We start from the raw sequence: 25142 nt of genomic DNA, 5'->3' as shown, positions 1-25142 counted from the left end.
CTTGTGTGTCTCGTTTACGTCAGAGGGCCCGTCGTCAGCTCTTTTTGCTCAGCTCTTGGCGACGGGCGGAAGCAGGGCCTGGAGCGCCTCGGCGCGCGAGCGCAGGCCGGGCGGCGTTTCGCCGTCCTCGCTAATCGCGTCGAGCCATTTGCGGGCCGCGGTCATGTCGTTGTTGCGCCAGGCCGACAGCGCCAGCATCTCGCGGGCACTGTGGCGGAAGGTCGATTTGGGCGCTGCGGAAGGCTCGAGCCGCTGCTGCATGTCGGCATAGGACGCGCTGTCGAGCAGCAGGCCGGCGGCGCGGACCTTGGCCAGATCCTGCCACTCACCGCCGACGCTGCGGTCGGCAGCGATGTCGTCATACATCTTGGCGGCAGCCTTGGCGTCGCGGGGCGCCGCCTCGGCCGCGGCACGCAGCCGCGCCAGGGTGCGATAGCCCGACGGCGCCTTGGCGGCGAGTTCGGTGAAGGCGGCCTCGGCCTCGGCATGCTTGTCCTGGTCGGACAGCTCGGCGGCCCTCTCGAAGGCGGCGCCGGCCTCGGCGGCCTTCCTGGCCTCCAGATACTGATACCCGCGCCAGCCGCCGACGCCGGCCACAACCAGCACCATCAGGGCGATGAAGTAGATCGAATATCTATCCCACAGCTTCTTGAGCTGTTCGCGACGTACTTCCTCGTCGACTTCGTTAAATAATTCAGACACTTATGCTAATCCCATGCCCATCCGGGTACGCGCGCGGAAGCGTTCGCGTCAGGAATCCCGTCCCCCACGTGGCGGCGAGGTACCCTAACGATATGGCGCTGGCAAGGCAAAGCGAGCCCGATCAAGGCGTTAACCACCCGGGAGAGCCCGGATGGCGCCTGCCCGGCTCAAGCGCCCAGGAGCTCCCGGAGCTGCCGCTTCAGCACCTTGCCGTTGGCATTGCGCGGCAGCGGGTCCGGCGTGATCGCCATGGTCTCGGGAACCTTGTAGTCGGACAGACGCTCGGCGCACCAAGCCCGTAAGTCGCTGTCGGCGACCGGGCTGCGTGTCACCACCACGGCGTGGACACGCTCGCCCAGCACCGGGCAGGCCTTGGCGATGATCGCGCTCTCGATCACCGCGGGATGGCCGGCCAGCACGGATTCGACCTCGGCCGAATAGATCTTCAGGCCGCCGCGATTGATCATGTCCTTCTGCCGGTCGAACACGCGGACGAACCCTTCCGCATCGACCGAGCCGAGATCGCCGGAGTGCCAGAATCCGCTGGTGAAGCTTTCGGCGGTGGCCTTCGGGTTGTTCCAATAGCCCTTGATGACGGAGGCGCTCTGGATCCAGAGCTCGCCGATCTCGCCATGGGGCAGCTCGCGCCCATCCGGATCCATCGCGACGATGCGCGCGCCGGGACACGGCAGGCCGACGCTGTCGATGTGGCTCTCGGTCAACTCGCCCGGCATGATCGTCGAAGGCGACGTCGTCTCGGTCGAACCGTAGCAGTTCATCAGCTTCAGTCCGGGAATCGTCGCCTTGAGCTTCTCGATGGTCGCGACCGGCATCGGCGCGCCGCCGAAGCCGCCGATGCGCCAGCTCGACAGATCGTAGCCGTCGAAATCGGGCTGCAGCAGGCAGAGATTGTACATCGCCGGCACCATCACCGTGTAGGTGACCCGCTCGCGCGCGGCGAGTTTGAGGTAATCGGCGGCCTTGAACTCCGGCATGATGATCAGCGCTCCGCCACAGCGGATCATGGTCGTGATGTTGGCGACGACGCCGGTGACATGGCCGAGAGGTACTGCCGCGATCGAGCGATCCGCCTGCGTCAATTGCAGGCAGGACGCGAACACCATCGAGGAATGGACGATGTTGCAATGGGCCAGCATCGCGCCCTTCGGCTTGCCTGTGGTGCCCGAGGTGTAGAGGATCATCGCCGTGTCCTCTTCGCTCACCTCGACCGGCGCTGGCGCCGGCGGATTGTCGGCGAGCGCGGCGAAGCGCGAGCGAGCCGGATCGTCGTCGACGGCGATGCGATGGATCACATCGGGCACCTCCTGCGCATCGGGCAGCCGCTCTGCGAGCCCTGCTTCGTGGATCAGGATCCTGGCGCCGCAATCGGCGAGGACATAGGCGATCTCCGGCTTCTGCTGGCGCGTGCTGAGCAGCACCGTGACCAGCCCCTCATGCGCGGCGGCAAACAGCAGCAGCGGAAATGCGATGCGGTTGCCGAGCAGGATCGCGACGCGGTCGCCGCGCTGCAGGCCAAGCTTGCGGAAGCCCGCGGCGATCTGCGCTGCCTGCTCCACGGCCTGCCGCCAGCTCAGCCGGACATTGCCTGCGATCAGCGCCTCGCCATCGGCATTGCGGGCGCGGGCTTGCGCGATCATCTCCCACACGCTCGCCGGCCGGTCGCAAAAGGCCGGCACCACCCGATCGCCAAAGCGCGCCTCGAACCGCATCGGCGGGATCTGAGATTGCGACCAGTCCATCGAAGGGCCCTCGGCTTGTTGCTCTTATTGCCTTCCGCGCATGGACATCGGGTTTCGTCTTGTGCTGACCGGCTAGACCCCGATCACGGGAACACCGATCACGACCGGATGGAACGCGAAGGCCAGCGCGAGATAGGCGACGACGCCGACGACGATCGCAATCAGATCATTGCTGACGCCGCCCACCGGGATCGGCGGGCCACCGCTATCGGTGCGATGCTTGAGCGAAATGCGGTCGTATACCGCCCAGCCCAGGAACGAGCCGAACAGGATGATGGAGCCGAGATCGCCGTTGGCGAGCAGATGCGCCGCCGCCCACAGCTTGATGCCGGCCAGCATCGGATGCTTCAGCGTCGCGTAGATGCGGCCGCGCAGGTAAGAGGCGACCACCAGGATGACCGCGGGCAGCATCAGCGCGAGCGTGATGTGCTTCATCGCCTTCGGCGGATACCAGACGTCGATCCAGCCGGAGCTGCGGTAGTGGGCAAAACCCCAGATGATCAACGCGAGCCCCGCGAGCGAGACCACGGCATAGAGAATCTTGTAGGTCCCCTCGCCCAGCCTTGCGATTGCCTGCGCGCGCGCCTCACGTTTGGTGGTGAACACATGGGTCGCAAAAAACAGCGCAAGCCCCAGGATCATGACCAGCAGACCCACGACATCCTCCCCCGTAAAGCAGCCCCCGCCAATGGCGTATCATCGATTGGCCGCGGGTCGCAACTCGCGCGCTACTGAGCGACCTGCCGATTGTCGACATACCGGATCGCGATCGGCCGTCCGGCCAGGGCGCCGGCGAGCCCGCCAGTGAATTTCAGCGGCAGGCAGGCATTCAGCGATGCGTTGATCGCCTTCAGATAGGTCGTGCGGGTGTCGGCGGGGACGCCGGCGGTCGCGAATGTGAGGCGCGGCGGGCCGATCAGGCCTCCGGCCCTGTTGAAGCTGAAACGCACCGACATCTGCATGCCCGCGCGCGCATTGTCCGATGGCGGCGACCAGCAGCTACGCAACTCGGCGAAGAGGTCGCCGATCGTGTCGAGATCGTGATCGGGCTTTTGGTATTTGGCGCGATCGGCCTCTGATGGGACGCTTTGGATGGTGAGCTGGAGATTCTGGCCGTAGGGATAGTCGATCTCGGGAATGCAGGGACCGGGCTCGAGCGGGCTGCAATAGGACGGCGTGCAGGGGCGGCCGTCGAGCACGCTGCAGGGCTCGTGCGCGAACGGGATCGGATTGATCTGCCGCGGCCTCGCGTCGGCAGCGATCGTAGAGATCGCCAATAGGATGAAAACGAGGATGCCGCGCCACATGATGCGAGTTCGCGATGTCACTTCGACAAAAGTGGCATCGTCCATGCACGCGTCAAGCCCGCGCGGGTTCACATGCTCGCGCGCAAGATGAGGCGCCGCCCTACCCCTTCTTCTTGACGTCCTTGACGTTGGTGAACTCGATGCCCTCGGCGCGCTCCTTGGTGTAGCCGAGATAGAATTCGTTCCTCGCCAGATACACGGGATCGCCGTCGACGTCGTCGGCGATGCTGGAGGTATTGGCGGCGATAAAGGTGTCGAGCTTCTTGCGGTCCTCCGAGGAGACCCAGCGCGCGAGCTGGAATTCGCTGACCTCGAACTCGACCGGCAATGAATACTCGGCCTCCAGCCGCGCCTTCAGCACGTCGAGCTGGAGCGCGCCGACGACACCCACCAGCGCCGGCGCTCCGTCGCGCGGGCGGAACACCTGCACCACGCCCTCTTCCGACATCTGCTGAAGCGCTTCCTTCAGCTTCTTAGCCTTCATCGCGTCGGTGAGACGGACGCGGCGAACGATTTCCGGCGCAAAGCTCGGCACCCCGACGAAGTTGAAATCCTCGCCTTCGGTCAGCGTGTCGCCGATGCGCAGCGTGCCGTGATTGGGAATGCCGACGACGTCGCCGGCGAAGGCTTCATCCGCGACCGAACGGTCCTGCGCGAAGAAGAATTGCGGGCTCGACAGCGGCATGCTCTTGCCGGTGCGCACCAGCTTGGCCTTCATGCCGCGGCTGAGCTTGCCCGAGCAGAGGCGCGCAAAGGCGATGCGGTCGCGGTGGTTCGGATCCATATTGGCCTGGATCTTGAACACGAAGGCGCTCATGCGCGGATCGGTGGCCTCGACCTTGCGCTGGTCGCTGTCCTGCGCGCGCGGCTCGGGCGCGAACTTGCCAAGGCCTTCCAGGAGATCGCCGACGCCGAAATTGCGCAGCGCGCTGCCGAAATAGACCGGCGTCAGGTGGCCCTCGCGGAACGCGTCGAGCTCGAACGGTTTTGACGCTTCGGTGACGAGCTCGAGCTCGTCCTTGACCGCGGAGACGTCGAGATTGGCGTTGAGCTTGGCGAGCTCGGCGATCTCGATCTGCTGCGCCGCGCCGGTCTTGGCGCCGCCGCCTTCGAGCAGGCGCACGCCGCCATTGACGACGTCGTAGGTGCCGAGGAAGTCGCGGCCGCGTCCGACCGGCCAAGTCATCGGCGTGGTGTCGAGCGCCAGCGTCTTCTCGATCTCGTCGAGCAGCTCGAACACGTCGCGGCTCTCGCGATCCATCTTGTTGATGAAGGTGATGATCGGGATATCCCGAAGACGACACACCTCGAACAGCTTTCGGGTGCGCGCCTCGATGCCCTTGGCGGCGTCGATCACCATCACGGCGGAATCGACCGCCGTGAGGGTGCGATAGGTATCTTCCGAAAAGTCCTCGTGGCCCGGCGTGTCCAGGAGGTTGAACACGAGGCCCTCGAACTCGAAGGTCATCACCGAGGTCACGACCGAGATGCCGCGCTCGCGCTCGATCTTCATCCAGTCCGATCGCGTGTTGCGCCGCTCGCCCTTGGCCTTGACCTGGCCGGCGAGATTGATGGCGCCGCCGAACAGCAGCAGCTTTTCGGTCAGCGTGGTCTTGCCGGCGTCGGGATGGGAGATGATCGCAAACGTGCGCCGCCGCGCCACTTCGGCGGCAAGCGGGGAACGGGCCGGCGATTCGGCTGTGGTGATGGCGATGTCGGACATGGCGGGAGCGTGTGGCAGGGAAAACGGGCCTGATCAAGCCTCATTTGGTGATTGCGGAGCCCCCCGGCCAGCCCCATATCGGCCTTGGCCATACTGGCCTTGGGGGAGGACGGCCTCCCCAGCCCATCAGCACGTTAGCCGCGGGGACGACCCTGCCTTGAATGGAGGGTCGTCATGGCCTGGAGCATCCTGTTCGTCGCGGGCCTTCTCGAGATCACCTGGGCGATCGGCCTGAAATACACCGAGGGCTTTACCAGGCTTGTTCCGTCCGTCGTCACGCTCGTGGCCATGGCCGGCAGCGTCATCCTGCTCGGGCTCGCGCTCAAATCCCTGCCCGTTGGAACCGCCTATGCGGTCTGGACCGGCATCGGCGCGGTCGGCACCGCAACACTGGGCATCATCCTGTTCGGCGAGCCGGCCACGGCCCTCCGTCTTGCCAGCATCGGGCTGATCGTCGCCGGGATCGTCGGGCTGAAGCTCGTTACTTGACGAAGATCTTGACCGCCCACCAGGTCAGCGCCGCCACGATGGCCGAGGCCGGGATCGTGATCACCCAGGCGTAGACGATCGAGCTGGCAACGTTCCAGCGCACCGCCGAGACGCGGCGGGCGGCACCGACGCCGACGATGGCGCCGGTGATGGTGTGCGTGGTGGAGACGGGAACCCCGAGATAGGTTGCCATGAACAAAGTCGCGGCCCCGCCGGTCTCGGCGCAAAAGCCCTGCATCGGGGTCAATTTGGTGATGCGCAGGCCCATGGTGCGGACGATGCGCCAGCCGCCCATCAGGGTGCCCAGCGCCATCGCCGCCTGGCAGGACAGCACCACCCAGAACGGCACCGAGAAGTCGCTGCCCAGATGGCCCTGCGAATAGAGCAGCACCGCGATGATGCCCATGGTCTTCTGCGCATCGTTACCGCCATGGCCGAGCGAATAGAGCGAGGCGGAGGCGAATTGCAGGATACGGAAGGCGCGATCGACCGCGAAAGGCGTCGAGCGCACCGAGGCCCAGGACACGATCGCCACCAGCATCATCGCGAGCAGGAAGCCGATCAGCGGCGACAGCACGATCGCCAGCACCGTCTTGGTCAATCCGCTCCACACCGCAGCCGAGATCCCGGCCTTGGCCATGCCGCCGCCGACGAGCCCGCCGATCAGCGCATGCGACGACGAGGACGGGATGCCGAGCGCCCAGGTCACGAGGTTCCAGACGATGGCGCCGACCAGGGCCGCGAAGATCACCTGGGCATCGACGATCGAGGGATCGATGATGCCGGTGCCGATGGTCTGGGCAACGTGCAGGCCGAACACCATGAAGGCGACGAAATTGAAGAACGCGGCCCAGAATACCGCGAATTGCGGTCGCAGCACGCGGGTCGAGACAATGGTCGCGATCGAATTGGCGGCATCGTGCAGGCCGTTCAGGAAATCGAACAGCAGCGCGACGGCGATCAAGCCGACCAGGAGGGGAAGACCCAACGCGGCATCCACAGCGGCCTGTCCTAAACTTGCTCGATGACGATGCTGTTGATCTCGTTCGCAACGTCGTCGAAGCGATCCGCCACCTTCTCGAGGTGGTCGTAGATCTCGACGCCGACGATGAAGTCCATCGCATTGCCGTCGCGATGCTTGAGGAACAGCTCCTTCAAGCCGATGTCGTGGAGATCGTCGACGCGGCCCTCGAGCTTGCCGAGCTCCTCCGTGATCGCGGTCAGCATGGCGACATTCGGGCCGATCGACTGCATCAGCGGCAGCGCGCGGCCGACCAGATTGGCGCATTCGATCAGAAGCCCGCCGATCTCGCGCATGGGCGGCTCGAAGGTGCGGACCTCGAACAGCATCACCGCCTTGGCCGTCTGCTGCATCTGGTCGATGGCGTCGTCCATCGACGTGATCAGGTTCTTGATGTCGCCGCGGTCGAACGGGGTGATGAAGGTGCGGCGCACCGCCGTCAGCACCTCTCGGGTGATGTTGTCGGCATCATTCTCGAACTGGTTGACGCGCTGGCAATAGACCGGCGTCTCCTCGCCCCCGTTCAGCATACCCTGGAGCGCGATGGAGCCCTGGATCACCGTCTGGGCATGCCGGTCGAACAGGTCAAAGAACCGTTCTTCCTTGGGAAGGAAAGCACGAAACCATCGCATCATGGGGGTAGGCTACCGGTTGGAAATGGCCCGGCCCTGTCGGGCCGTCATGAAACTGTCATAGACCATTTTCGATCCGCGCGCGTGTCATCTCACGCCCGCGGAGCCGGATCATCCACCGCTTTCAGGCGGGCAGTAAAACACTTTTGAATCAGCTACTTAGAGCGATCGCCGGAAGTAATGCGCGATTTCGCCGATGACGCCGCGGCGGAAGGTGAGCACGCAGATTACGAAGATCGAGCCCTGGATTACCGTCACCCACTGGCCGAAGCCGGCGAGATATTGCTGCATGGCGATGATCGCGAACGCACCGACCACGGGGCCGAAGATGGTTCCAAGGCCGCCAACCAGCGTCATCAGCACGACCTCGCCCGACATCGACCAATGGACGTCGGTGAGCGAGGCGTTCTGCGCCACGAACACCTTCAGCGCACCGGCAAAACCGGCTAGGGTTCCCGACAGCACGAAGGCCAGGAACTTGTACTGGTCGGTCCGGTAGCCGAGCGAAATCGCCCGCGGTTCATTCTCCCGGATCGCCTTCAGCACCTCGCCGAACGGCGAGTTGATGACACGGAAGATCAGCAGGAAGCCGGCGAGGAACCCCACCAGCACGACGTAATAGAGCACCGTCGGCTTGGACAGATCGAACACGCCGAACATGTGTCCCTGCGGGATGCCCTGGATGCCGTCCTCACCGTGGGTGAACGGGGCCTGGAGGTAGATGAAGTACAGCAGCTGCGACAGCGCCAGCGTGATCATCGAGAAATAGATGCCCTGGCGGCGGATCGAGATGTAGCCGGTGATGAGCGAGAGCACGAAAGCCGCGGCGATGCCGACGAGGATGCCGAGCTCGGGCGGCAGCGCCCACACTTTCAGCGCATGCGCGCAGCAATAGCCGGCGGTCCCCAGGAACATGGCGTGGCCGAACGACAACAGGCCGCCATAGCCGATCAGCAGATTGAAGGCGCAGGCGAGCAGCGCAAAGCACAGCGCCTGCATCACGAAGAACGGGTAGACGCCCGTGAATGGCACCGACGCCAGCAGCAGCGCCATCACGACGAAAGCGATCATCTCGTCGCGCATCGCGCGAGGGGTCACCGGCAGCGTGTCGTCCGTCAGGGTTGTCATATCAGGCCGCCCTTCCCGTCAATCCCGTTGGCTTCACCAAGAGCACCAGCACCATCAGCACGAACACGACGGTGTTGGAGGCCTCGGGATAGAAATACTTGGTCAGACCCTCGATCACGCCCAGCGCGAAGCCGGTGATGATGGAGCCCATGATCGAACCCATGCCGCCGATCACGACCACCGCGAACACGACGATGATGAGGTCGGCGCCCATCAGCGGCCGCACCTGGTTGATCGGCGCCGAGAGCACGCCCGCGAGCGCGGCAAGGCCGACGCCGAGACCATAGGTCAGCGTGATCATGCGCGGCACGTTGATGCCGAAGGCGCGCACCAACGTCGGATTTTCGGTGGCGGCGCGCAGGTAAGCGCCGAGCTGGGTCTTCTCGATCAGGAACCAGGTCGCCAGACACACGACCAGCGAGAACACGACCACCCAGCCGCGATAGATCGGCAAGAACATGAAGCCCAGATTCATGCCGCCCTTGAGCTGGTCCGGAATGGCGTAAGGCAGACCGGAGGAGCCGAAATAGTTCTGGAACACGCCCTGCACGATCAGCGCGATGCCGAAGGTCAGGAGCAGGCCGTAGAGATGGTCGAGCCCGGTCAGCCATTGCAGCATGGTCCTTTCCAGGATCATGCCGAAGATGCCGACGATCACGGGTGCGATCAGCAGCGCCCACCAGTAGTTGATGCCGCCGAGGCTCAACAGGAAATAAGCAACGAAGGCGCCCATCATGTAGAGCGCGCCATGGGCGAAATTGATGATGTTGAGCATGCCGAAAATCACGGCAAGCCCGAGACTGAGCAGCGCGTAGAACGAGCCGTTGATCAGTCCCACCAGTAGCTGAGCGTATAGAGCCTGCATCGATCCCGCACCCGGTCCCTTCGGCGTTCCCTGAAAGTCGCCCGCGGGCCTGATGGCCTGCGGGCGGTTATCTTACTTCTTCAAGAGCGCGCACTTGCTCTCGGACAGCGGCGTGAAAGCCTGATCGCCCGGCACCGTGCCGACCAGCTTGTAGAAGTCCCACGGCCCCTTGGATTCGGAGGGCTTCTTCACCTCGAACAGATAGGCGTTGTGGATGGTGCGGCCGTTGGGCTGGATCTCGCCCTTGCCGAACAGATCGTCCTCCGTCGGCATCGACTTCATCTTCTCGACGACCTTGACGCCGTCATGGGGATTGCCGCCGAGCGCTTCCAGCGCCTTGAGATAGTGACGCACGCCCGAATAGACGCCGGCCTGCACCATGGTGGGCGGTGCGTTGTTCTTCATCCTGTCAGCGAAGCGCTTCGAGAACGCCCGGGTCTGGTCGTTCATGTCCCAGTAGAAAGTCTCGGTGAAGTTGAGGCCCTGCGCCGTCTCCAGCCCGATCGCCTTGACGTCGGTGAGGAAGAGCAGCAGCGCCGCGAGCTTCTGGCCGCCCTTGCCGATGCCGAACTCGGCAGCCTGCTTGATCGTGTTGGTGGTGTCGCCGCCGGCATTGGCAAGACCGATGATCTTTGCCTTGGATGACTGCGCCTGGAGCAGGAATGACGAGAAGTCGGGCGTGTTCAGCGGATGCTTGACGCCGCCGACCACCTTGCCGCCGTTGGCGGTGACGACCGCCGTGGTGTCGCGCTCGAGCGCCGCACCAAAGGCATAGTCGGCGGTCAGGAAGAACCAGGTGTCGCCGCCGGCCTTCACCAGCGCCTGGCCGGTGGTATGGGCCAGCATGTAGGTATCGTAGGTCCAATGCACGGTGTTGGGGGAGCACTGCGCGTTGCTGAGATCCGAGGTCGCCGCGCCCGAATTGATGTAGACGCCGTTCTTTTCCTTGATGACGTTGTTGACGGCGAGCGCCACGCCGGAATTCGGCACGTCCACGATGATGTCGACCTTGTCGACATCGAACCACTGCCGCGCGATCGCGGTGCCGATGTCGGGTTTGTTCTGGTGATCGCCGGAGATGATGTCGATCTTCCAGCCCTTCGCCGCCAGGCCGGAATCCTCAACGGCCATCTGTGCGGCAAGCGTCGAGCCGGGACCGCCGAGGTCGGCGTAGAGGCCGGACTGATCGGACAGCGCGCCGATCTTGACGGTCTTGTCCTGCGCGGAGGCGACGCCTGTTACGGCGAAGGTGAGCGCGGTGGTCAGCAGCAATGATGCAATCGACTTCGTCTTCATGCAACTTTCCTTTTTGAATTTTCTCGTTGGCAGTTCTAGACACCCAAATAGGTGTGGAGCTTGTCCATGTTCGCGGCAAGATCCGCATTGGAAAATCCGTCAATGATCTTGCCGTGCTCGACCACGTAGTAGCGGTCGGCGACGGTGGATGCGAAGCGGAAATTCTGCTCGACCAGGAGGATCGTGAACCCCTCCTTCTTGAGCCGCGCGATGGTGTGGCCGATCTGCTGGATGATGACCGGCGCCAGGCCCTCGGTCGGCTCGTCCAGCATCAGGAAGCTCGCGCCGGTGCGCAGGATGCGCGCGATCGCGAGCATCTGCTGCTCGCCACCGGACAGCTTGGTGCCCTGGCTGTTGAGCCGCTCCTTCAGGTTCGGGAACAGATCGAAGATCTGATCGAGCGGCAGCCCGCCTGCGCGGACCACCGGCGGCAGCATCAAATTCTCCCGCACATCGAGACTGGAGAATATGCCCCGCTCTTCCGGGCAGAATGCGATGCCCATGCGCGCGATCTTGTCGGAGGTCGCGCGGATGATCTCCTGGTTGTTGAACTTCACCGAGCCGGTACGCTTGCCGATGATGCCCATGATCGACTTCAGCGTGGTCGTCTTACCGGCGCCGTTACGCCCGAGCAGGGTGACGACCTCGCCCGCGTTCACGTCGAAGTTGATCCCGTGCAGGATGTGAGACTCGCCGTACCAGGCTTCCAGGTTGCGGATTTGAAGGATGTTTCCGCCGGTCGCAGCCTTGGCCGGAGCCTCGGCGATCGCAGTGTCAGGCATGACCGGCTCCCAGATAGGCTTCCTTGACGCGCTCGTCCTTGGTGAGCTCCGAGTAATGGCCCTGCGCGAGCACCTGGCCGCGCGTCAGCACGGTGATGATGTCGGACAGGTTGGCCACGACGCTTAAGTTATGCTCCACCATCAGGATGGTGTATTTCGCCGAGATGCGCTTGATCAGCGCCGCGATCTTGTCGATGTCCTCGTGGCCCATGCCCGCCATCGGCTCGTCCAGCAGCATCATCTCCGGGTCGAGCGCGAGCGTGGTTGCGATCTCCAGTGCACGCTTGCGTCCATAGGGCATCTCGACCGCGGGAGTGTTGGCAAACTCGTTCAGGCCGACATCGTTCAACAATTCGCGCGCGCGATCGTTGAAGCGGTTGAGCACCGACTTGGAGCGCCAGAAATCGAACGAAGAGCCGTGCTGACGCTGAAGCGCGACACGGACGTTCTCCAGCGCCGTGAGATGCGGAAACACCGCCGAAATCTGGAACGAACGGACCAGCCCCATGCGGGCCACGTCGGCCGGCGCCATCGCGGTGATGTCCTGCCCCTTGTAGAGGATTTTTCCTGCGGACGGTTTCAGGAACTTGGTCAGAAGATTGAAGCAGGTCGTCTTGCCGGCCCCGTTCGGGCCGATCAACGCATGAATGCTCCCACGGCGAACCCTGAGCGCAACGTCACGGACGGCGAAGAAGCCCGCGAACTCCTTGGTCAAGCCTTCCGTTTCGAGAATAAACTCATCGGCCAAACAGATTTCCCCCTGCCCGCGCGAGCCGCGTGGCTATCCTTGTTGCTTCGGCTTTCCGGGGGCCTTGGAGCCTATCCTTGGAGCCCATCCGGAACGCCGTCTCCGGGCGCGGAATATGCCGGAGGTGACGGGGGTTAGGCAAGGCGGAAAGCTGAGCAGATCAGGTCTCCGGCTGGGATACAAATGCTCCCTTAGTCGGAGATGTTTTGATGTCGTGCCTGCCCGGCCTCCCGGTTCGCAAGACACCGGTCATCAAGCCGTCGTTAACGGTCTTTCGTCCGGCGCGCCAGCCTTCATAGAAAATTTTCCCGCAGGAGACATCATGTGCTGGTTTTGACGTTCCGGGATTATTGTTTTGGATTTCGCAAGCGCCGCTCCGTCCGTCGTCAAGTCGATCAGGCAGCGTGATCTCCTGAACACGTGGCTGCGACTTTATGCGCGCCAGCAGATCGCGCCGGCGGTCTGGGAATATCAGCCTGCGCGGCTCGAGGAAGAGCTGTCCGATCTCATCTATTATACGGTGGACGTTTCGACGCCGGCGCCGCGCCTCACCATCCAGAGCGAAAACACGCGCATCTCCCGCGCCTATGGACATACCGGCAAGGGCGTTCTGCTCGACGATTATCTCGGGCCGCGGCTCGCCCCCTTCGTGATGCCGGTTTACTATGAATGCGTGGCACGCGGGCTGCCCGTCTACAGCGTTGCCGATGTCGACGACATCTACGGACGCATCGTCGCGTATGAACGGCTGCTGCTACCTTTCCAGACGGGCGGCCAAGTCTGCCACGTCATCGCCTCGGTCAAGACCTTCTGCGAGGACGGCGGCTTCGAGATCAAGAATCTGATGCGCGGAAATGACGCGCTGCCGCGCCCGAAACTGCGCGCCGTGATCGATCGCGATCTCTTCCATCGCGCGCCTGGCCGCATCGCAACGGCCGACGTCGTCGAGTTCGCGGACCAGCCGGCTCCCGCGTCACCAACGAGATCATCGAGCTGAACTAGACTCTAACGCGTCCTGGCTCCGACTTCCTTGGCATAGATGTCCGGCTTGAAGCCGACCAGCAGCTTGCCGCCGATCTCGAGCACCGGCCGCTTGATCATCGATGGTTGCGCTAGCATCAGCGCCAGCGCCTTCTTCTCGGTGACGCCATCCTTGTCGGAATCGGGCAGCTTCCTGAACGTCGTGCCGGCGCGATTGAGCAGAGTCTCCCAGCCGACCTTGTCGCTCCAGTGCTTGAGCTTGTCCTTGTCCACGCCCGCTGTCTTGTAGTCGTGAAATTCATATGCGACGCCATGGGAGTCGAGCCAGGCGCGCGCCTTCTTCATGGTGTCGCAGTTCTTGATGCCGTAGATGGTGTTGGGCAAGATGTTCCTCGCGCATGGCGTACGTGATGTTCGCAGCGTTGTACGAAACTCCGCCTCGCGCGACAATATTGCGAACGACGCCAACTCGCCGAACGGACATCCCATGCACGTCACCCACGATCCCGCAGCCGCCGCCACGCCGACCATCGACTTCAACAGCTTCCTCGCGGTCGATATACGCGTCGGCACCATCGTCGATGCGAAACCGTTTCCAGAGGCGCGCAAGCCGGCCTTTCGGCTGTGGATCGACTTCGGCCCGGTGATCGGCGTGCGCAAGAGCTCGGCGCAGATCACCGAGAACCATCCGCTCGAGACGCTGGTGGGACAACAGGTCGCGGCCGTCGTCAATTTCCCGCCGCGCCAGATCGGACCCGTCATCTCCGAGGTGCTGACGCTCGGCTTCCCCGATGCCGACGGCAAGGTCGTGCTGGTGCAGCCCAGCAGGCCGGTGCCGAACGGCGGACGGCTGTTCTAGCCGCGCGCGATCGAGTGCAGCGTCGCCTCTGTCGACGCATTCGCAACGACATCATCCTTCTCCTGCCAGGCCCCCAGACCAGCCAGACTTGACCAAAATCCTCTTCTGCATTAAAAATGACTGACTGATCGTTTTTTATTACGGTCCACTTATGTTCTGCCCAATTGGGATCAACGGTAAAACGATCGACCTGTCAGTTATTTAAGGACGGCGAGATGCCCAAGATCAGCGACAAGCAGCGCGAAAGTCGGCGGCAGCAAATTCTCGAAGCTGCCCTCGCCTGCTTCTCCGAAGACGGTTTTCACCAGACCGGCATGGCCGACATCGTGAAACGCTCCGGACTGAGCCACGGCGCGGTTTATCTCTACTTCCAGAGCAAGGACGATCTGATCGAGGCACTCGCCGACGACCGGCATCGGCGCGAAGCCGTGCTCAATTCGGTCGCGCAAGGATCCGGCGATCCGATCGAAGGGCTTCACGCGCTGATCCGCGTCTACGCGCAATGGCTGACCGACCCCGCCGGCGAACCGCGCCGCCGTGTCGGCATCCACGGCTGGGCCGAAGCCCTGCGCAACCGCCGCGTCCGCACCAGCGTCGTCGAAGGCATCGACATGCCGCGCGCGCTGATCGTGGCGCTGGTCGAGCGCGGCCAGCATGACGGCCTGATCAGGCGCGACCTCGGTGCCGAAGCGATCGCACGCGTGCTGATCGCGATCTTCCAGGGTTTTGTGCTGCAAAAATGCTGGGGCGAGGATTTCGACGTCGAGGCCTGCATGGCGGCGGTGGCCGGGGTGATCGACGGCTGTCGCACGACCAGGCCTGACATCAAGCGGCGAACCAGGACGTAAGCGATGTCAGGAATCCACGACCTGCTCGCTGGCGCCGGCGTCGGCCTGGTCAGCGGATTGACGTCGGGCTTGATGGGAACGAGCCCGGGTGGCGGGCTCGTGATCTTCAGCGTGCTGCTGTTTGGGGCCGAACAACACGTCGCGCAGGGCACCTCGCTGATCACCCAGATTCCGCCGACGGGCCTCGCCGGCGCGCGCCGCTATTGGCGGAGCGGCAATCGCAGCCCCTGGCCGTGGATCGTCTGGATCGGCATCGGATTTCTCGTCGGCGGTGCCGGCGGCGGTTACGCCGCGGCGGCGGTTTCCGACCGGGTCTTGCAATGGACTTATGTCATCTATCTCGCCGCGCTGATCGCCCTGCTGATCCTGCGCCGCGATCGCAAGGACGGCGGCCGTGAGGCCGACGACCAGGACCAGCAGCCCCGGCTACCCCTGCTGCTCATCGGCCTGCTCGCCGGATTTTCCTCCGGCTTCATGGGCATCGGCGGGGGCCTGGCCATCACGGTCGGCCTTGCTGCGGGCCTGCGCGTGCCGCAGCATCAGGCGCAGCTCGTCAGCCTCGTTTTCTCGGTCATCCCGACCAACCTGCCGGCGGCCTGGATCTACTGGAGCAAGGGCCTGATGGTCGGCTGGCCGGCCATCACAGGTATTCTGGCCGGCCTCTGGATCGGCACGGATCTCGGCGCACGCATGGCCAACGGCGTCAGCAGATCGGTGCTGCGCCGGGTCATGATCGCCTTCGTCTCGCTGATGGCGCTCTACATGACGTACAAGGCGCTGACCTGATCTTACGGCCGCTGCGGAATGTTCAGCCCCCGCTGCACCGCCGGACGCGCGAGGCCCCGTTCGAGCCAGGCACCGACCGATTTGAACTGGGTGAATTCGACGAGCTCGCCGGCACCGTAGAAGCCGATGAGATTGCGCACCCAGCCGAGCATGGAGATGTCGGCAATGGTGTAGTCGTCATCCATGAACCATTGCCGTCCCGAAAGATGCGTCTCCATCACGCCGAGCAGGCGCTTGGCTTCGGCGACGTATCGGTCACGGGGCCGCTTGTCCTCAAAATCCTTGCCGGCGAATTTGTGGAAGAAGCCGACCTGGCCGAACATCGGCCCGATGCCGCCCATCTGGAAGTGCACCCACTGGATGGTCTGGTAGCGGCGCGCGGCATCCTCCGGCAGAAGCTTGCCGGTCTTCTCGGCGAGGTATTGCAGGATCGCCCCGGACTCGAACAGCGGCAGCGGCCTGCCTCCGGGACCGTTGGGGTCGAGGATCGCCGGGATCTTGCCATTCGGATTGAGCGAGAGAAATTCAGTCGTCTTCTGGTCGTCCTTGCCGAAATCGACGAGATGGACCTCGTACGGAAGTCCGATCTCCTCCAGCATGATCGAGACCTTGACGCCGTTCGGCGTCGGCAGCGAATAGAGCTGGAGCAACTCGGGATGTTTGGCCGGCCAGCGTCTGCTGATGGGAAAGGCGGACAGATCAGACATCGGGACTCCAGCTTCGTTCATGCGATGCCGCCTAATCTAGGCGAGCAGACGAACGACGCAAGGTCGAGCGGTCACATCATTTCCCGCACGGGGATGAGATCACAAGGGCCGCAGCAAATGACTGGTGGCGTAAATCACATCGCGCTGTGCGCGCTGCTTGATGAAGAGCTGTCCGGTGACGAGCAACGCGCTGGTGAAGACGAGCGCAAGCATTGCGGTCGCGAATTGACTGACATCCCTCATCGCACGAGCTTCTCTGTCATCGGTCCACACGGGGAACGCGGACCCGCCATCGACAGTTCCCGCATAGGTCAAATAAATTGCCACTTTTTCCCGATTTCCATATCATGGGCTGGCAGCCTCAATAATTGATCTCCATACGCAGTCCGCGCGGATCGGTCTCCTCCCCGCCGACACGTTGCGTGCTGTCGCGCGCCGCGATGGCGCAGGCACAGGCGTCGATGAGATCGTCGCGGCCGATGCCGGTGCCATGTCGCTGCGTCAGCCATTTCGGCAAGCGCGTAAAGCCGCGTTGCGCCAGCAGCGCGACGCGCTGCTTGCGGCCGAGCGCGGATGCCTTCTTCGCAAGCCGGACTCGCCCTGCGAGATTCCAGAACACCAATTCCGGATGCGCTTCGCCGGTCGTTGCCTGCCGCGCCGGAGTCATGATCTCGTCGACCTCCCTGATCTTGTCCCTGATATTCCAGAGCTGCGCTGACACGCCCCTGCCCTTGCCTTCATGCGCCCAGTAGTAACGGTTGGCCTCGGCCATGTCGGTGAACGTCCAGAGATCGCGGCGCGCACCGAGAAACACGGCGGGGCCAATCAGCTCGCGCGCTCGCAGGTCGCACAGGCGATAGCCGGCCGGATTCAATCCGATCGGCATGTCGATCATCGCACGCACATGCGGCAACGCGAGCAAACGCGTCAGGCCCGGCGAATAGTCGAAGCCATGATCGCCGCGCTCGCCGATCCAGGCCGCGACCCAGCCGAAACGAAATCCGTCGATGCCGAGATAGTTATTCACGCGCGCGACGCCGCCGCTGCCGAAGTTCGTTCACCCCAAGCTGCCACCTCGATGTTGCAGGAACGGCGCTCACGTTTCATCTCGTCAGATATTCGCGCATCAGGGCGCGAGCGCGGTGCAGCCGGGCCTTTACGGTCTGCCGGGACGCGCCGAGCGCGACGGCGATTTCCTCGATGGTCATTTCCTTGACGTCGCGCATCAGCGCGACGTCGCGATAATGCGGCGGCAGTGCCTCGAAGGCCGCAGCCACGTCGAGTCGCAGATCGGCTTCAGGGCGCGTCAGCAGCAGCGCTTCCGCCTCGCTCTCATCGATAGGCCGCGCGAGGCCTGCTTTGCGCGCCAACCGCAGGCATTCGCGGCGGACCACGCTGAACAGCCAGGCCGAAAACGCCAGCAGCGAGCGGATGGTGCCGACATGGCGGAACAGGATCCATAGCGCCTCCTGCGCCGCATCCTCGGCATCCGCCGAGCTGCGGCAGGTCGCGCGGGCGTAGCGGCGGATATCCGGCTGCGCCGTCTCGAGCAGCGAGGCGATCGCGTGGGGATCGCCGAGCCGCGCCGCTTCGAACAGGTTCGGCGAGATCGCCGCCGCACTCACGACACCCCTCCTCTCCCGATCCCCGCCATCGCGCACATCGGGCAATAGCCGACAAGGCCGGTCAGCGCGAAGCCGGCGCCACCCAGCGCGACCAGCCACGCCGTCGGGCCGGCCAGATAAACGGATGCCGCAACCACCACCGCGACTCCCGAGGCGATCCGCACTGCCTGGTGCAAGCCGCCGATGTTCTTCCTGTAAAATGCCATCGCATCCTCCGAGTTGAGCCGAGGCAAATTGCCTCGACCATCAAGAGGGCGCGCCGGCCGGAAAGGATTCGCGGGGCGCGTAATTTTTTTCGCGGGTCAGCCTCCGACGGCCTGATAGGCCAGGCGCTTGAACTCGAAGAAGAACGGATTCCAGAAGCCCATGTAACGTTGGGCCATCAGGACCCCCGCGGTATTGGCCTGCGGACAGATCCACCAATGCGTGCCGGCAAGCCCGCCCCACTGGAATTCCCCGGTCGAGTTCCGCGGATCAAACGGCGTCGGCGCGAAGGTAACCGCGCCGCCGAGGCCAAAGCCCTTGCCGGGGATCGGGCCGAGATTGGCGAAGCGGATGGTCTGCCCTGCCGGGAGCTGGTTCGTCATCATCTGCCGCAGCGTCTCCGGCTTCAGCAGCGCATCCGAACCGGGCAGCAGCGCGCGGACCAGCGCGAGCATGTCGGGCAGGGTCGAGACCAGACCGCCGCCGCCCGAGAGCCGCGGGAACGGCCGTCGATAGGCTTGCGGAAACGGCAGATTGTCGGCGCGCGTGAGCCCGGGCTTCATGGGGTCGAGCACGTCGGCGCCATTGTAGAGCGCAACCAGCCTGCCCTGCTGCGCATCCGGAACATGGAAGCCGGTATCGGTCATGCCGAGCGGGTCGAAGATGCGCGCCTTCAGAAAAGCGTCGAGCGGCTTACCGGAGACGACCTCCACGACACGGCCGAGCACGTCGGTGGCGACCGAATATTCCCAGCTCGTGCCGGGATGATAAGACAGCGGCAGATCGGCGAGTTGGTCGATCATGTCGGCGAGTGGTGTCAGCGGATTGAGTACGCGCGCCTCGTTGTAGGCCTTGAACAGCACCGTGCCGGGATCGAAGATGCCGTAGCTGAGGCCGGAGGTGTGGGTCAGGAGCTGGCGGATCGTGATCGAATTCTTCGCCGGCTCGACATCGGCAAGGCTCGAGGCGCCCGGCTTCAGCACCTTGCGACCGGCGAGCTGCGGCAGGAATGTCTCGATCGGGTCATCTAGGCCGATGCGGCCTTCCTCAACCAGCAGCATGATCGCGCAAGTGACGAAGATCTTGGTGTTGGAGAACGCGCGGTAGATATGGTCGGGACGAAGCGCGGTCTTAGCTTCGCGGTCAGCAAAACCGACGCATTGCTGGTCGACCACCTCGCCCCCGCGCAGCACGGCCCAGGATGCGCCCGGAATGATCTCCTGATCGACGTAGCGCTGCATCGCCGTCCGTGCGGCGGAAAAATCGGTCGTTCTGGCGTCCATTTACTTCCCCCAAATTGTGGTTGGGACGGATATAGCGAAAATCGGGAGGAAATGAAGGGCGCCCCCGAGGGCGCCTATTCTTCCCTCATGAACGCTGTGACGTGCAGGCAACGGCGGATGCGCATGCCCTGTCGCTGGTACAGCGCGATCGCCGACGCGTTGCTCGAAAACACGTGGAGGAACGGAATTTCCCCGCGCGCCTCGATCCCGCGCGCGACGGCCGCAAGCAGCGCTTGCGCATAGCCGCGGCCGCGATAGTCGGGATGCACGCACACGGCCGTCACCTCGGTGAACTTGCCCGGCTTCATGCGCTCGCCGGTCATCGCGACCAATTGTCCCCCGGCGCGAATGCCGAGGAACGTACCAAGCTCGTGGGTGCGCCGCGCGAACGGACCGGGCTTCGTCAGCTCCGTCAATGCCATCATGGCAGGGACGTCGTCGGCCCCCAGAGTGACGATCTCGGCATCGCGGAGCGGACTGACCGCGGGCGAGCCGATCATCTGCTCGCAAGGCCCGGCGATCACGACCTTGAAACCGGCGGGGACGTCAACCGGATCCGGCGTGAACAATGCTGCGACCTGCGAACCCGACAGCAGATCACCGAGCGCGGCAAAGCTTGCCGCGGACATGTCGACCATGTCGGCAAACGGCGTCATGTCGACGGGATAGCGCAGCGCCCGCGGCCCGCCCTCGGCCAGATGCTTGTGGCTGGTCGTCAGCGCGCTCCAGATCGGACGATCGAGCAGCGCCTCATCGCTGTCGGACACCGGTCTAGTCCTTGTCGAAGCTGACGATGACAGCTGCATTGGCGATGAGGATGGGATCGTTGGCCACTTCGGTCGCCGAGGGAATCTCCAGCCCGCCCTTGACCGCGGTGACGGTCACGGTGCCGTAAGGAAGCTCCTTGGCCACAGCCTCCTTGTCGACGGCTTCCGGATTGGGTACCGCGATCGTGACGTCGACGAACATGTCGTTCGCGGTCTTGCCGATCATCCGGAAGAAGCCGAGGCTCGAGTGCCTGATGGCATCCGACACCGCGCGCTTGGCCGCCTTGGTGGCGTCCCTGCCGTGGACATCGACGCCCATACCCATCTCGGTGACGCAGCGAACACGAGTCATTTTGTTGTCCTGTGCTTGTTCGGTATTTGGGAGTGTGGGTGATCGAGTCTCTCCAGACAAGCCCCTCTCGTGTCCCGGAAGCGCTGCAACGCTTTTGCGCTGCTGCGCAGAGCCGGGACCCAGGAGGCGGCGAAGGTGGCTGACGCATGGGCCCCGGCTCTGCAGCGCAACGCTGAAGAAGCGCTGCGCTGCGTCCGGGGCACGAGACCAAACATCACCCCTTTGCCTTCTCACGGGCCCGCAGCTCGTCCACGAGCACCCGCACGTTCTCCGAATAGTCGATCGGGATCACGACCAGATGCACGCCGCCCTCTTTGAAAGCGGCATCCAGCGTCGGGCCAAAGCTGTCGATGCTCTCGACCCGATGCCCCTTCGCTCCATAAGCCTTCGCGTAGAGGACAAAATCGGGATTGCCGAAGGTCATGCCGTAATCGGCGAAATGATCGACGGCCTGCTTCCAGCGGATCATGCCGTAGGCGTTATCCTCCAGCACCAGCACGACGAGGTTGAGCTTGAGGCGAACGGCGGTCTCCATCTCCTGGCTGTTCATCATGAAGCCGCCGTCGCCCGCGACCGCGAGCACGCGGCGATCGGGATAGAGCATCGCGGCCATCATCGCCGACGGCAGACCTGCGCCCATGGTCGCCAGCGCATTGTCGAGCAGCAGCGTGTTGGCGACGCGGGTGCGGTAGTTGCGCGCGAACCAGATCTTGTACATGCCGTTGTCGAGCGCGACGATGCCGTTCTCCGGGATCACCTGCCGGATGTCGTGCACGATCCGCTGCGGCGTCGGCGGCCAGCGCGCCTCGGTGGCGCGGTCGGCGATGTGGCCGAGAATCTTCTCGCGCAGCGGCAGCAGCGACGCGGCTTGCGGCAGCTTGCCTTCGAGCCGGTCGGCGAGCAGCTCCAGGCTGGGGCCGACGTCGCCAATGACCTCCGCGTCGGGAAAATAGACCAGCTCCACACTGGCCGACGTGTAGCTGACGTGAATGACCTTCGGGCCTGACGGCCCCATGATGAAGGGCGGCTTCTCGATCGGGTCGTGACCGATCGCAATGATCAGGTCGGCGGCATCGATCGCGTCATGAACGTAGTCGCGTTCGGACAGCGCGGCGGTCCCCATGTAGAGATTGGTACCGCCGGGCACGGTGCCCTTGCCCATCTGCGTGGTGAAGAACGGAATGCCGGTCCGCCGCACGAAGCTGGCGATACCGTGGGTCGCGCGCGGCCGGCTGGTCGCGGCGCCCATCATGACCAGCGGATGTCTCGCCGACAGAATCATCTCGGCGGCGCGGTCGAGCGCGGTGCGATGAGCGACCGGGATTTCGATCGGATGGACCGGGATCACGGGAACATCAGGCACTTCGTCACCCGCGATGTCCTCGGGCAATTCGAGATGCACCGGCCCCGGCCGCTCCTCCATGGCGACGCGAAAGGCATCGCGCACCACGGTCGGAATGCTGGAGGCGCTGACGATCTGCCGCGACAGCTTCGTCAATGGCTTCATGGTCGCGACCACGTCCACGATCTGGAAGCGCGCTTGTCGGCTGCTCATGATCGGCTTCTGGCCGGTGATCAGGATCATCGGCATCGCGCCGAGATGCGCATAGGCGGCCCCCGTTGACAGATTGAGCGCGCCGGGCCCGAGCGTCGAGAGGCAAACGCCGGGCTTGCCGGTCAACCGCCCATGCGTGGCGGCCATGAAGGCGGCGGCCTGCTCGTGACGGGTCAGGACCAGCTCGATCTTGGAGGTGCGGAGCGATTCCACGAGATCGAGATTCTCTTCGCCGGGAACGCCGAAGATGCGATCGACACCTTCGTTCTCGAGCGCCGCGACAAACAGGTCCGATCCCTTCACCTTGCGCTCCTGTCCGCTCATGTCGCCTCCGCTTGTGCTCGCTGCCGTGTTCCACGGCAGTTGGCACATGGTAGCGGCCTGCGGCGCCGGCACAACTCACAAAGGGCGGCACACGGCATCAACTTCGCCCTTGCCGTGCGAACCAAGCGAAACAATCGAGCGTCTCTCCGCGAGGCCGTCAGCATGCACGTTGCAAGCCGCGCGCAACCTGCTATCGCTCCGGCAATGACACCCAAATCCTTCGAAACCCGCTGCCTGGGCCTGCCCGCCGTCACCAAGGTGGTGCAATGGGAGGGCACCTCCGTCTTCAAGGTCGGCGGCAAGATGTTCGCGCTCGGCGGCGGCTTTGCCGCGCGCTCCGGCGGCTACATGTTCAAGACCGCGAACATGGCCTACGCCATGCTGATCGAGCACGGCCTGGCCCGGCCTGCGCCGTATTTGGCGCGCGCCAAATGGGTGCAACTCGTCAGCAACAACGCCTTACCCGATGCCGAGCTCATCCTGTATCTGGCGCAGGCGCACGCGCTGATCGCGGCAAAGCTGACGCGGAAGACACGCAAGGAACTCGGGCTCGCCTCACCGGAGCGATCATGACCATTCCCGCGTGCAGCACAGGGATCGCTCGCGGCGACATTGAGCTTTCATTGTTCCCCGTTATACTGCCGCTTCTGGATTCGATTTAGGGCATCGGCGTGGCGATTGATCTGAAGGCGGTCGAGCAACTCGCTACCGATCAATCCTCACTCAAGGCCGCCGCCGGCCTCGCCAAGCCCGCCAAATGGTCCGGTGTCGGCATGAGCCGTGATGCCGCGCTGATCTGGGGCGAATGCGCGGGCTCCGGCGCTAATCCGTACCGCGTGATGGCCGATCTGCGCGACCTCGGCAACAAGTGCACCTGCCCCTCGCGCAAATTCCCCTGCAAGCATGTGCTCGGCCTGTTGTGGCTGAATGCAGAAGCGGTGGTGCCGTTCACGCCCGCCGACACGCCGGCCTGGGTCAGCGATTGGCTCGGCCGCAGGCGCGGCCCGTCCGCGGCAAAGCCTGCAACCAATGCGCCGCCCGGCGGCGACAAGGATCTGGGTGCCGCGCGCGCCGCCGAGCCTGAGGTCGCAGACGACCCGAAGGACGTGGCGCGGCGCGAGGCCCAGTTAGCCAAACGTAACGAAGAGACCGAGCGCGCCATTTTCGATGCGCTGGATGCGCTCGATCAATGGATCGGCGACCAGCTTCGCATGGGATTGTCAGGCTTCATCGATGATGCCACGGCGCGATGCCGGCGGATCGCGGCGCGGCTTGTCGATGGCAAGGCCGCGGTGCTCGCCGGCCGGATCGACGAGCTGCCGTCCCGCCTCCTCGCGCTCTCCGCAGGCGACCGTCCGCGCGGTTCCGTGGTCGAGCTCGGCAAGCTCGTTCTGCTCGCGCGCGCCTTCCGCGCCACCCCGCGCAATACCGCGATCCGGCGCGCGGTCGCCGCATCGGAGACGCGCGAGACGGTGCTGGCCGATCCAGATGCGCTACGGGTCGATGCGGATTGGGAGGTGCTTGCCGAGCAGGTGCAGACGCGCCGTGACGGGTTGGTGTCACAGACGACATGGCTGCTCAACCTCGCCGCGGCCGGCCCACGCTTCGCAATGCTGCTCGATTTTTTCCCGGCAAGCGCGGGAAGGCGCGGTTCGGTCTTCACGCCCGGCGAGCGCTTTCATGGCGAGCTCGTCTTCTATCCGTCGGCGCAGCCGCTTCGCGCCCTGCTCGTCCGGCGCGACGCCACGCACGAGATGCCGCCGCCGGCATGGCCCGCGCCGGATGGCACACTCTCCGAGGCGTTGACGCGACCGTTGCTGGCAGAGCCCTGGGTGATCGACATTCCGCTGCTGCTGCCGCACGGGCGCATCGCGCGCGACGCTGCCGGACACACATGGTGGCGATCGGCCGATGGCCTCGCGACGCTGCCGGTGGCCTCCGAGGTCAATGGCATTCTGTGCGGCACCGATCTCGCGCGCACCGCCGCGATCTGGTCGGGCAATCGGCTCGCGATCCTCGCCGCGCAGACCCCTTGGGGGCGGATCGGCGGCCATGACTGAGGCAACCAGGGCCGAGACGATCCTTGATGCGATGGGCGCGGTCCTCACGCGCTGGACCATGGGATCCGCGGCCGCGCCCGCAGCCACGTTCTGGCGTACCGAACTCGGCGAGGATCCCGCCGAAGCGGAATTGCGGCTGCTTGCGCTTTCCGGCCAGTTTCTCGGCACCTCGGTGACGATGGAGCCGGCTTCAGTGCTCCGCGTCCTGCCCGATATCCCGACGCTTGCACTGCCGACGGTGCCCGAAGATCTGCGTCCGCTCGTGCGCCGGATCCTCGCGGCGAAGAAACAGGCGCAGGCGGCAACCGAACTCGTCCACTTCCTCGCGGCGCGCGGCT

28 protein-coding genes and 2 pseudogenes are annotated in these 25142 nt (G+C 64.4%); 8 read left to right on the top strand and 22 right to left on the bottom strand.

All coding sequences use genetic code 11. The annotated features are described in order from the left end of the window. Window positions 1-48 precede the first annotated feature (48 nt). From IC66_RS0101935 to IC66_RS0101915, 5 genes are all read right to left on the bottom strand, one after another. Window positions 49-702, bottom strand: coding sequence for a tetratricopeptide repeat protein (locus IC66_RS0101935; RefSeq protein WP_028145057.1), 654 nt, complete (start codon window positions 700-702; stop codon window positions 49-51). Window positions 703-869: 167 nt separating this feature from the next. Next, window positions 870-2462 carry a class I adenylate-forming enzyme family protein gene (locus IC66_RS0101930; RefSeq protein WP_028145058.1) on the bottom strand — a complete coding sequence of 531 codons (1593 nt, stop codon included), beginning with the start codon at window positions 2460-2462 and terminating at the stop codon, window positions 870-872. Window positions 2463-2534: 72 nt separating this feature from the next. Then, a complete protein-coding gene (locus IC66_RS0101925; protein WP_028145059.1) occupies window positions 2535-3119 on the bottom strand; it encodes an NnrU family protein in 585 nt (194 codons plus the stop codon). 71 nt (window positions 3120-3190) lie between these two features. Further along, window positions 3191-3769 (bottom strand): hypothetical protein, encoded by a 579-nt coding sequence (locus tag IC66_RS0101920; protein WP_028145060.1) that lies wholly within the window; start codon window positions 3767-3769, stop codon window positions 3191-3193. Between the two features lie 100 nt (window positions 3770-3869). Next, the gene (locus IC66_RS0101915; RefSeq protein ID WP_038946486.1) at window positions 3870-5492 is read right to left on the bottom strand and encodes a peptide chain release factor 3; all 1623 of its coding nucleotides are present in this window, start codon (window positions 5490-5492) and stop codon (window positions 3870-3872) included. A gap of 174 nt (window positions 5493-5666) precedes the next feature. Between IC66_RS0101915 and sugE the strand changes: the two genes are divergently transcribed. Continuing rightward, the gene (gene sugE, locus IC66_RS0101910; RefSeq protein ID WP_028145062.1) at window positions 5667-5981 is read left to right on the top strand and encodes a quaternary ammonium compound efflux SMR transporter SugE; all 315 of its coding nucleotides are present in this window, start codon (window positions 5667-5669) and stop codon (window positions 5979-5981) included. Here the strand turns inward: sugE and IC66_RS0101905 are convergent. The 7 genes from IC66_RS0101905 to IC66_RS0101875 form a co-directional block, all read right to left on the bottom strand. After that, a complete protein-coding gene (locus IC66_RS0101905) occupies window positions 5974-6981 on the bottom strand; it encodes an inorganic phosphate transporter (RefSeq protein WP_038946485.1) in 1008 nt (335 codons plus the stop codon). The genes sugE and IC66_RS0101905 overlap by 8 nt on opposite strands. Window positions 6982-6992: 11 nt before the next feature. Next, window positions 6993-7637 carry a DUF47 domain-containing protein gene (locus IC66_RS0101900; RefSeq protein ID WP_018317614.1) on the bottom strand — a complete coding sequence of 215 codons (645 nt, stop codon included), beginning with the start codon at window positions 7635-7637 and terminating at the stop codon, window positions 6993-6995. A gap of 156 nt (window positions 7638-7793) precedes the next feature. Beyond that, window positions 7794-8762: a branched-chain amino acid ABC transporter permease gene (locus IC66_RS0101895; protein ID WP_028145064.1), complete on the bottom strand. Its 969-nt coding sequence runs from the start codon at window positions 8760-8762 to the stop codon at window positions 7794-7796. Between the two features lies 1 nt (window position 8763). Further along, on the bottom strand, window positions 8764-9627 hold the full coding sequence (locus tag IC66_RS0101890) for a branched-chain amino acid ABC transporter permease (RefSeq protein WP_018317616.1): 864 nt from the start codon (window positions 9625-9627) through the stop codon (window positions 8764-8766). A 72-nt stretch (window positions 9628-9699) separates the two neighbouring features. Beyond that, window positions 9700-10923 carry an ABC transporter substrate-binding protein gene (locus tag IC66_RS0101885; RefSeq protein ID WP_028145065.1) on the bottom strand — a complete coding sequence of 408 codons (1224 nt, stop codon included), beginning with the start codon at window positions 10921-10923 and terminating at the stop codon, window positions 9700-9702. Between the two features lie 35 nt (window positions 10924-10958). Then, on the bottom strand, window positions 10959-11705 hold the full coding sequence (locus tag IC66_RS0101880) for an ABC transporter ATP-binding protein (RefSeq protein ID WP_038946483.1): 747 nt from the start codon (window positions 11703-11705) through the stop codon (window positions 10959-10961). Next, window positions 11698-12453 carry an ABC transporter ATP-binding protein gene (locus IC66_RS0101875; RefSeq protein WP_038946482.1) on the bottom strand — a complete coding sequence of 252 codons (756 nt, stop codon included), beginning with the start codon at window positions 12451-12453 and terminating at the stop codon, window positions 11698-11700. The genes IC66_RS0101880 and IC66_RS0101875 overlap by 8 nt, the downstream gene beginning before the upstream one ends. Before the next feature lie 355 nt (window positions 12454-12808). On the opposite strand from IC66_RS0101875, the pseudogene IC66_RS0101870 reads away from it, so the two are divergent. After that, window positions 12809-13455, top strand: a pseudogene (locus IC66_RS0101870) (hypothetical protein). 3 nt (window positions 13456-13458) lie between these two features. Here IC66_RS0101870 and IC66_RS0101865 read toward each other — a convergent pair. Further along, a complete protein-coding gene (locus tag IC66_RS0101865) occupies window positions 13459-13818 on the bottom strand; it encodes an ArsC family reductase (RefSeq protein WP_038946481.1) in 360 nt (119 codons plus the stop codon). A 103-nt stretch (window positions 13819-13921) separates the two neighbouring features. Here IC66_RS0101865 and IC66_RS0101860 point away from each other — a divergent pair, with 103 nt between their 5' ends. The 3 genes from IC66_RS0101860 to IC66_RS0101850 all read left to right on the top strand — a co-directional run bounded on the left by IC66_RS0101860 (window position 13922) and on the right by IC66_RS0101850 (window position 15927). Then, window positions 13922-14293 (top strand): tRNA-binding protein, encoded by a 372-nt coding sequence (locus tag IC66_RS0101860; RefSeq protein ID WP_038946480.1) that lies wholly within the window; start codon window positions 13922-13924, stop codon window positions 14291-14293. Window positions 14294-14508: 215 nt separating this feature from the next. Next, the gene (locus IC66_RS0101855; protein WP_028145070.1) at window positions 14509-15141 is read left to right on the top strand and encodes a TetR/AcrR family transcriptional regulator; all 633 of its coding nucleotides are present in this window, start codon (window positions 14509-14511) and stop codon (window positions 15139-15141) included. 3 nt (window positions 15142-15144) lie between these two features. Then, a complete protein-coding gene (locus IC66_RS0101850; protein ID WP_028145071.1) occupies window positions 15145-15927 on the top strand; it encodes a sulfite exporter TauE/SafE family protein in 783 nt (260 codons plus the stop codon). Window positions 15928-15929: 2 nt separating this feature from the next. On the opposite strand, the gene IC66_RS0101845 is transcribed toward IC66_RS0101850, so the two are convergent. The 9 genes from IC66_RS0101845 to IC66_RS0101805 form a co-directional block, all read right to left on the bottom strand. Further along, window positions 15930-16634, bottom strand: a complete 705-nt coding sequence (locus tag IC66_RS0101845; RefSeq protein ID WP_038946479.1) for a glutathione S-transferase family protein — start codon at window positions 16632-16634, stop codon at window positions 15930-15932. Window positions 16635-16733: 99 nt separating this feature from the next. After that, the gene (locus tag IC66_RS42440) at window positions 16734-16961 is read right to left on the bottom strand and encodes a hypothetical protein (RefSeq protein WP_049801662.1); all 228 of its coding nucleotides are present in this window, start codon (window positions 16959-16961) and stop codon (window positions 16734-16736) included. A gap of 34 nt (window positions 16962-16995) precedes the next feature. Then, on the bottom strand, window positions 16996-17661 hold the full coding sequence (locus tag IC66_RS0101835; protein WP_038946478.1) for a DUF429 domain-containing protein: 666 nt from the start codon (window positions 17659-17661) through the stop codon (window positions 16996-16998). A gap of 76 nt (window positions 17662-17737) precedes the next feature. Continuing rightward, the gene (locus IC66_RS0101830; protein WP_028145074.1) at window positions 17738-18259 is read right to left on the bottom strand and encodes an RNA polymerase sigma factor; all 522 of its coding nucleotides are present in this window, start codon (window positions 18257-18259) and stop codon (window positions 17738-17740) included. After that, window positions 18256-18465, bottom strand: a complete 210-nt coding sequence (locus tag IC66_RS0101825; RefSeq protein ID WP_028145075.1) for a YgaP family membrane protein — start codon at window positions 18463-18465, stop codon at window positions 18256-18258. Before IC66_RS0101825 ends, IC66_RS0101830 begins: the two co-directional genes overlap by 4 nt. Window positions 18466-18561: 96 nt before the next feature. Next, entirely contained in the window at window positions 18562-19746 is a 1185-nt protein-coding gene (locus IC66_RS0101820) for a serine hydrolase domain-containing protein (RefSeq protein WP_038946477.1), read from the bottom strand. A 74-nt stretch (window positions 19747-19820) separates the two neighbouring features. Beyond that, complete coding sequence (locus IC66_RS0101815; protein WP_038946476.1) at window positions 19821-20513, bottom strand: GNAT family N-acetyltransferase; 693 nt, start codon at window positions 20511-20513, stop codon at window positions 19821-19823. A gap of 4 nt (window positions 20514-20517) precedes the next feature. Continuing rightward, a complete protein-coding gene (locus IC66_RS0101810; RefSeq protein ID WP_026201886.1) occupies window positions 20518-20865 on the bottom strand; it encodes a Lin0512 family protein in 348 nt (115 codons plus the stop codon). Window positions 20866-21079: 214 nt separating this feature from the next. After that, on the bottom strand, window positions 21080-22744 hold the full coding sequence (locus IC66_RS0101805; protein ID WP_038946475.1) for an acetolactate synthase large subunit: 1665 nt from the start codon (window positions 22742-22744) through the stop codon (window positions 21080-21082). A gap of 204 nt (window positions 22745-22948) precedes the next feature. On the opposite strand from IC66_RS0101805, the gene IC66_RS0101800 reads away from it, so the two are divergent. The 3 genes and pseudogenes from IC66_RS0101800 to IC66_RS0101790 all read left to right on the top strand — a co-directional run. Next, the gene (locus IC66_RS0101800; protein WP_028145079.1) at window positions 22949-23317 is read left to right on the top strand and encodes an MmcQ/YjbR family DNA-binding protein; all 369 of its coding nucleotides are present in this window, start codon (window positions 22949-22951) and stop codon (window positions 23315-23317) included. Between the two features lie 266 nt (window positions 23318-23583). After that, window positions 23584-24804 (top strand): SWIM zinc finger family protein, encoded by a 1221-nt coding sequence (locus IC66_RS0101795; protein WP_244429073.1) that lies wholly within the window; start codon window positions 23584-23586, stop codon window positions 24802-24804. Next, window positions 24797-25142: pseudogene (locus IC66_RS0101790) on the top strand (DUF5691 domain-containing protein); the annotation flags it as partial. The gene IC66_RS0101795 and the pseudogene IC66_RS0101790, both read left to right, overlap by 8 nt.

Source organism: Bradyrhizobium genomosp. III, assembly GCF_000261705.1.
GTDB lineage: Bacteria > Pseudomonadota > Alphaproteobacteria > Rhizobiales > Xanthobacteraceae > Bradyrhizobium > Bradyrhizobium ottawaense.
Note: the sequence above shows the minus strand (reverse complement) of the source record. Positions and strands in the feature narration are given on the sequence as shown.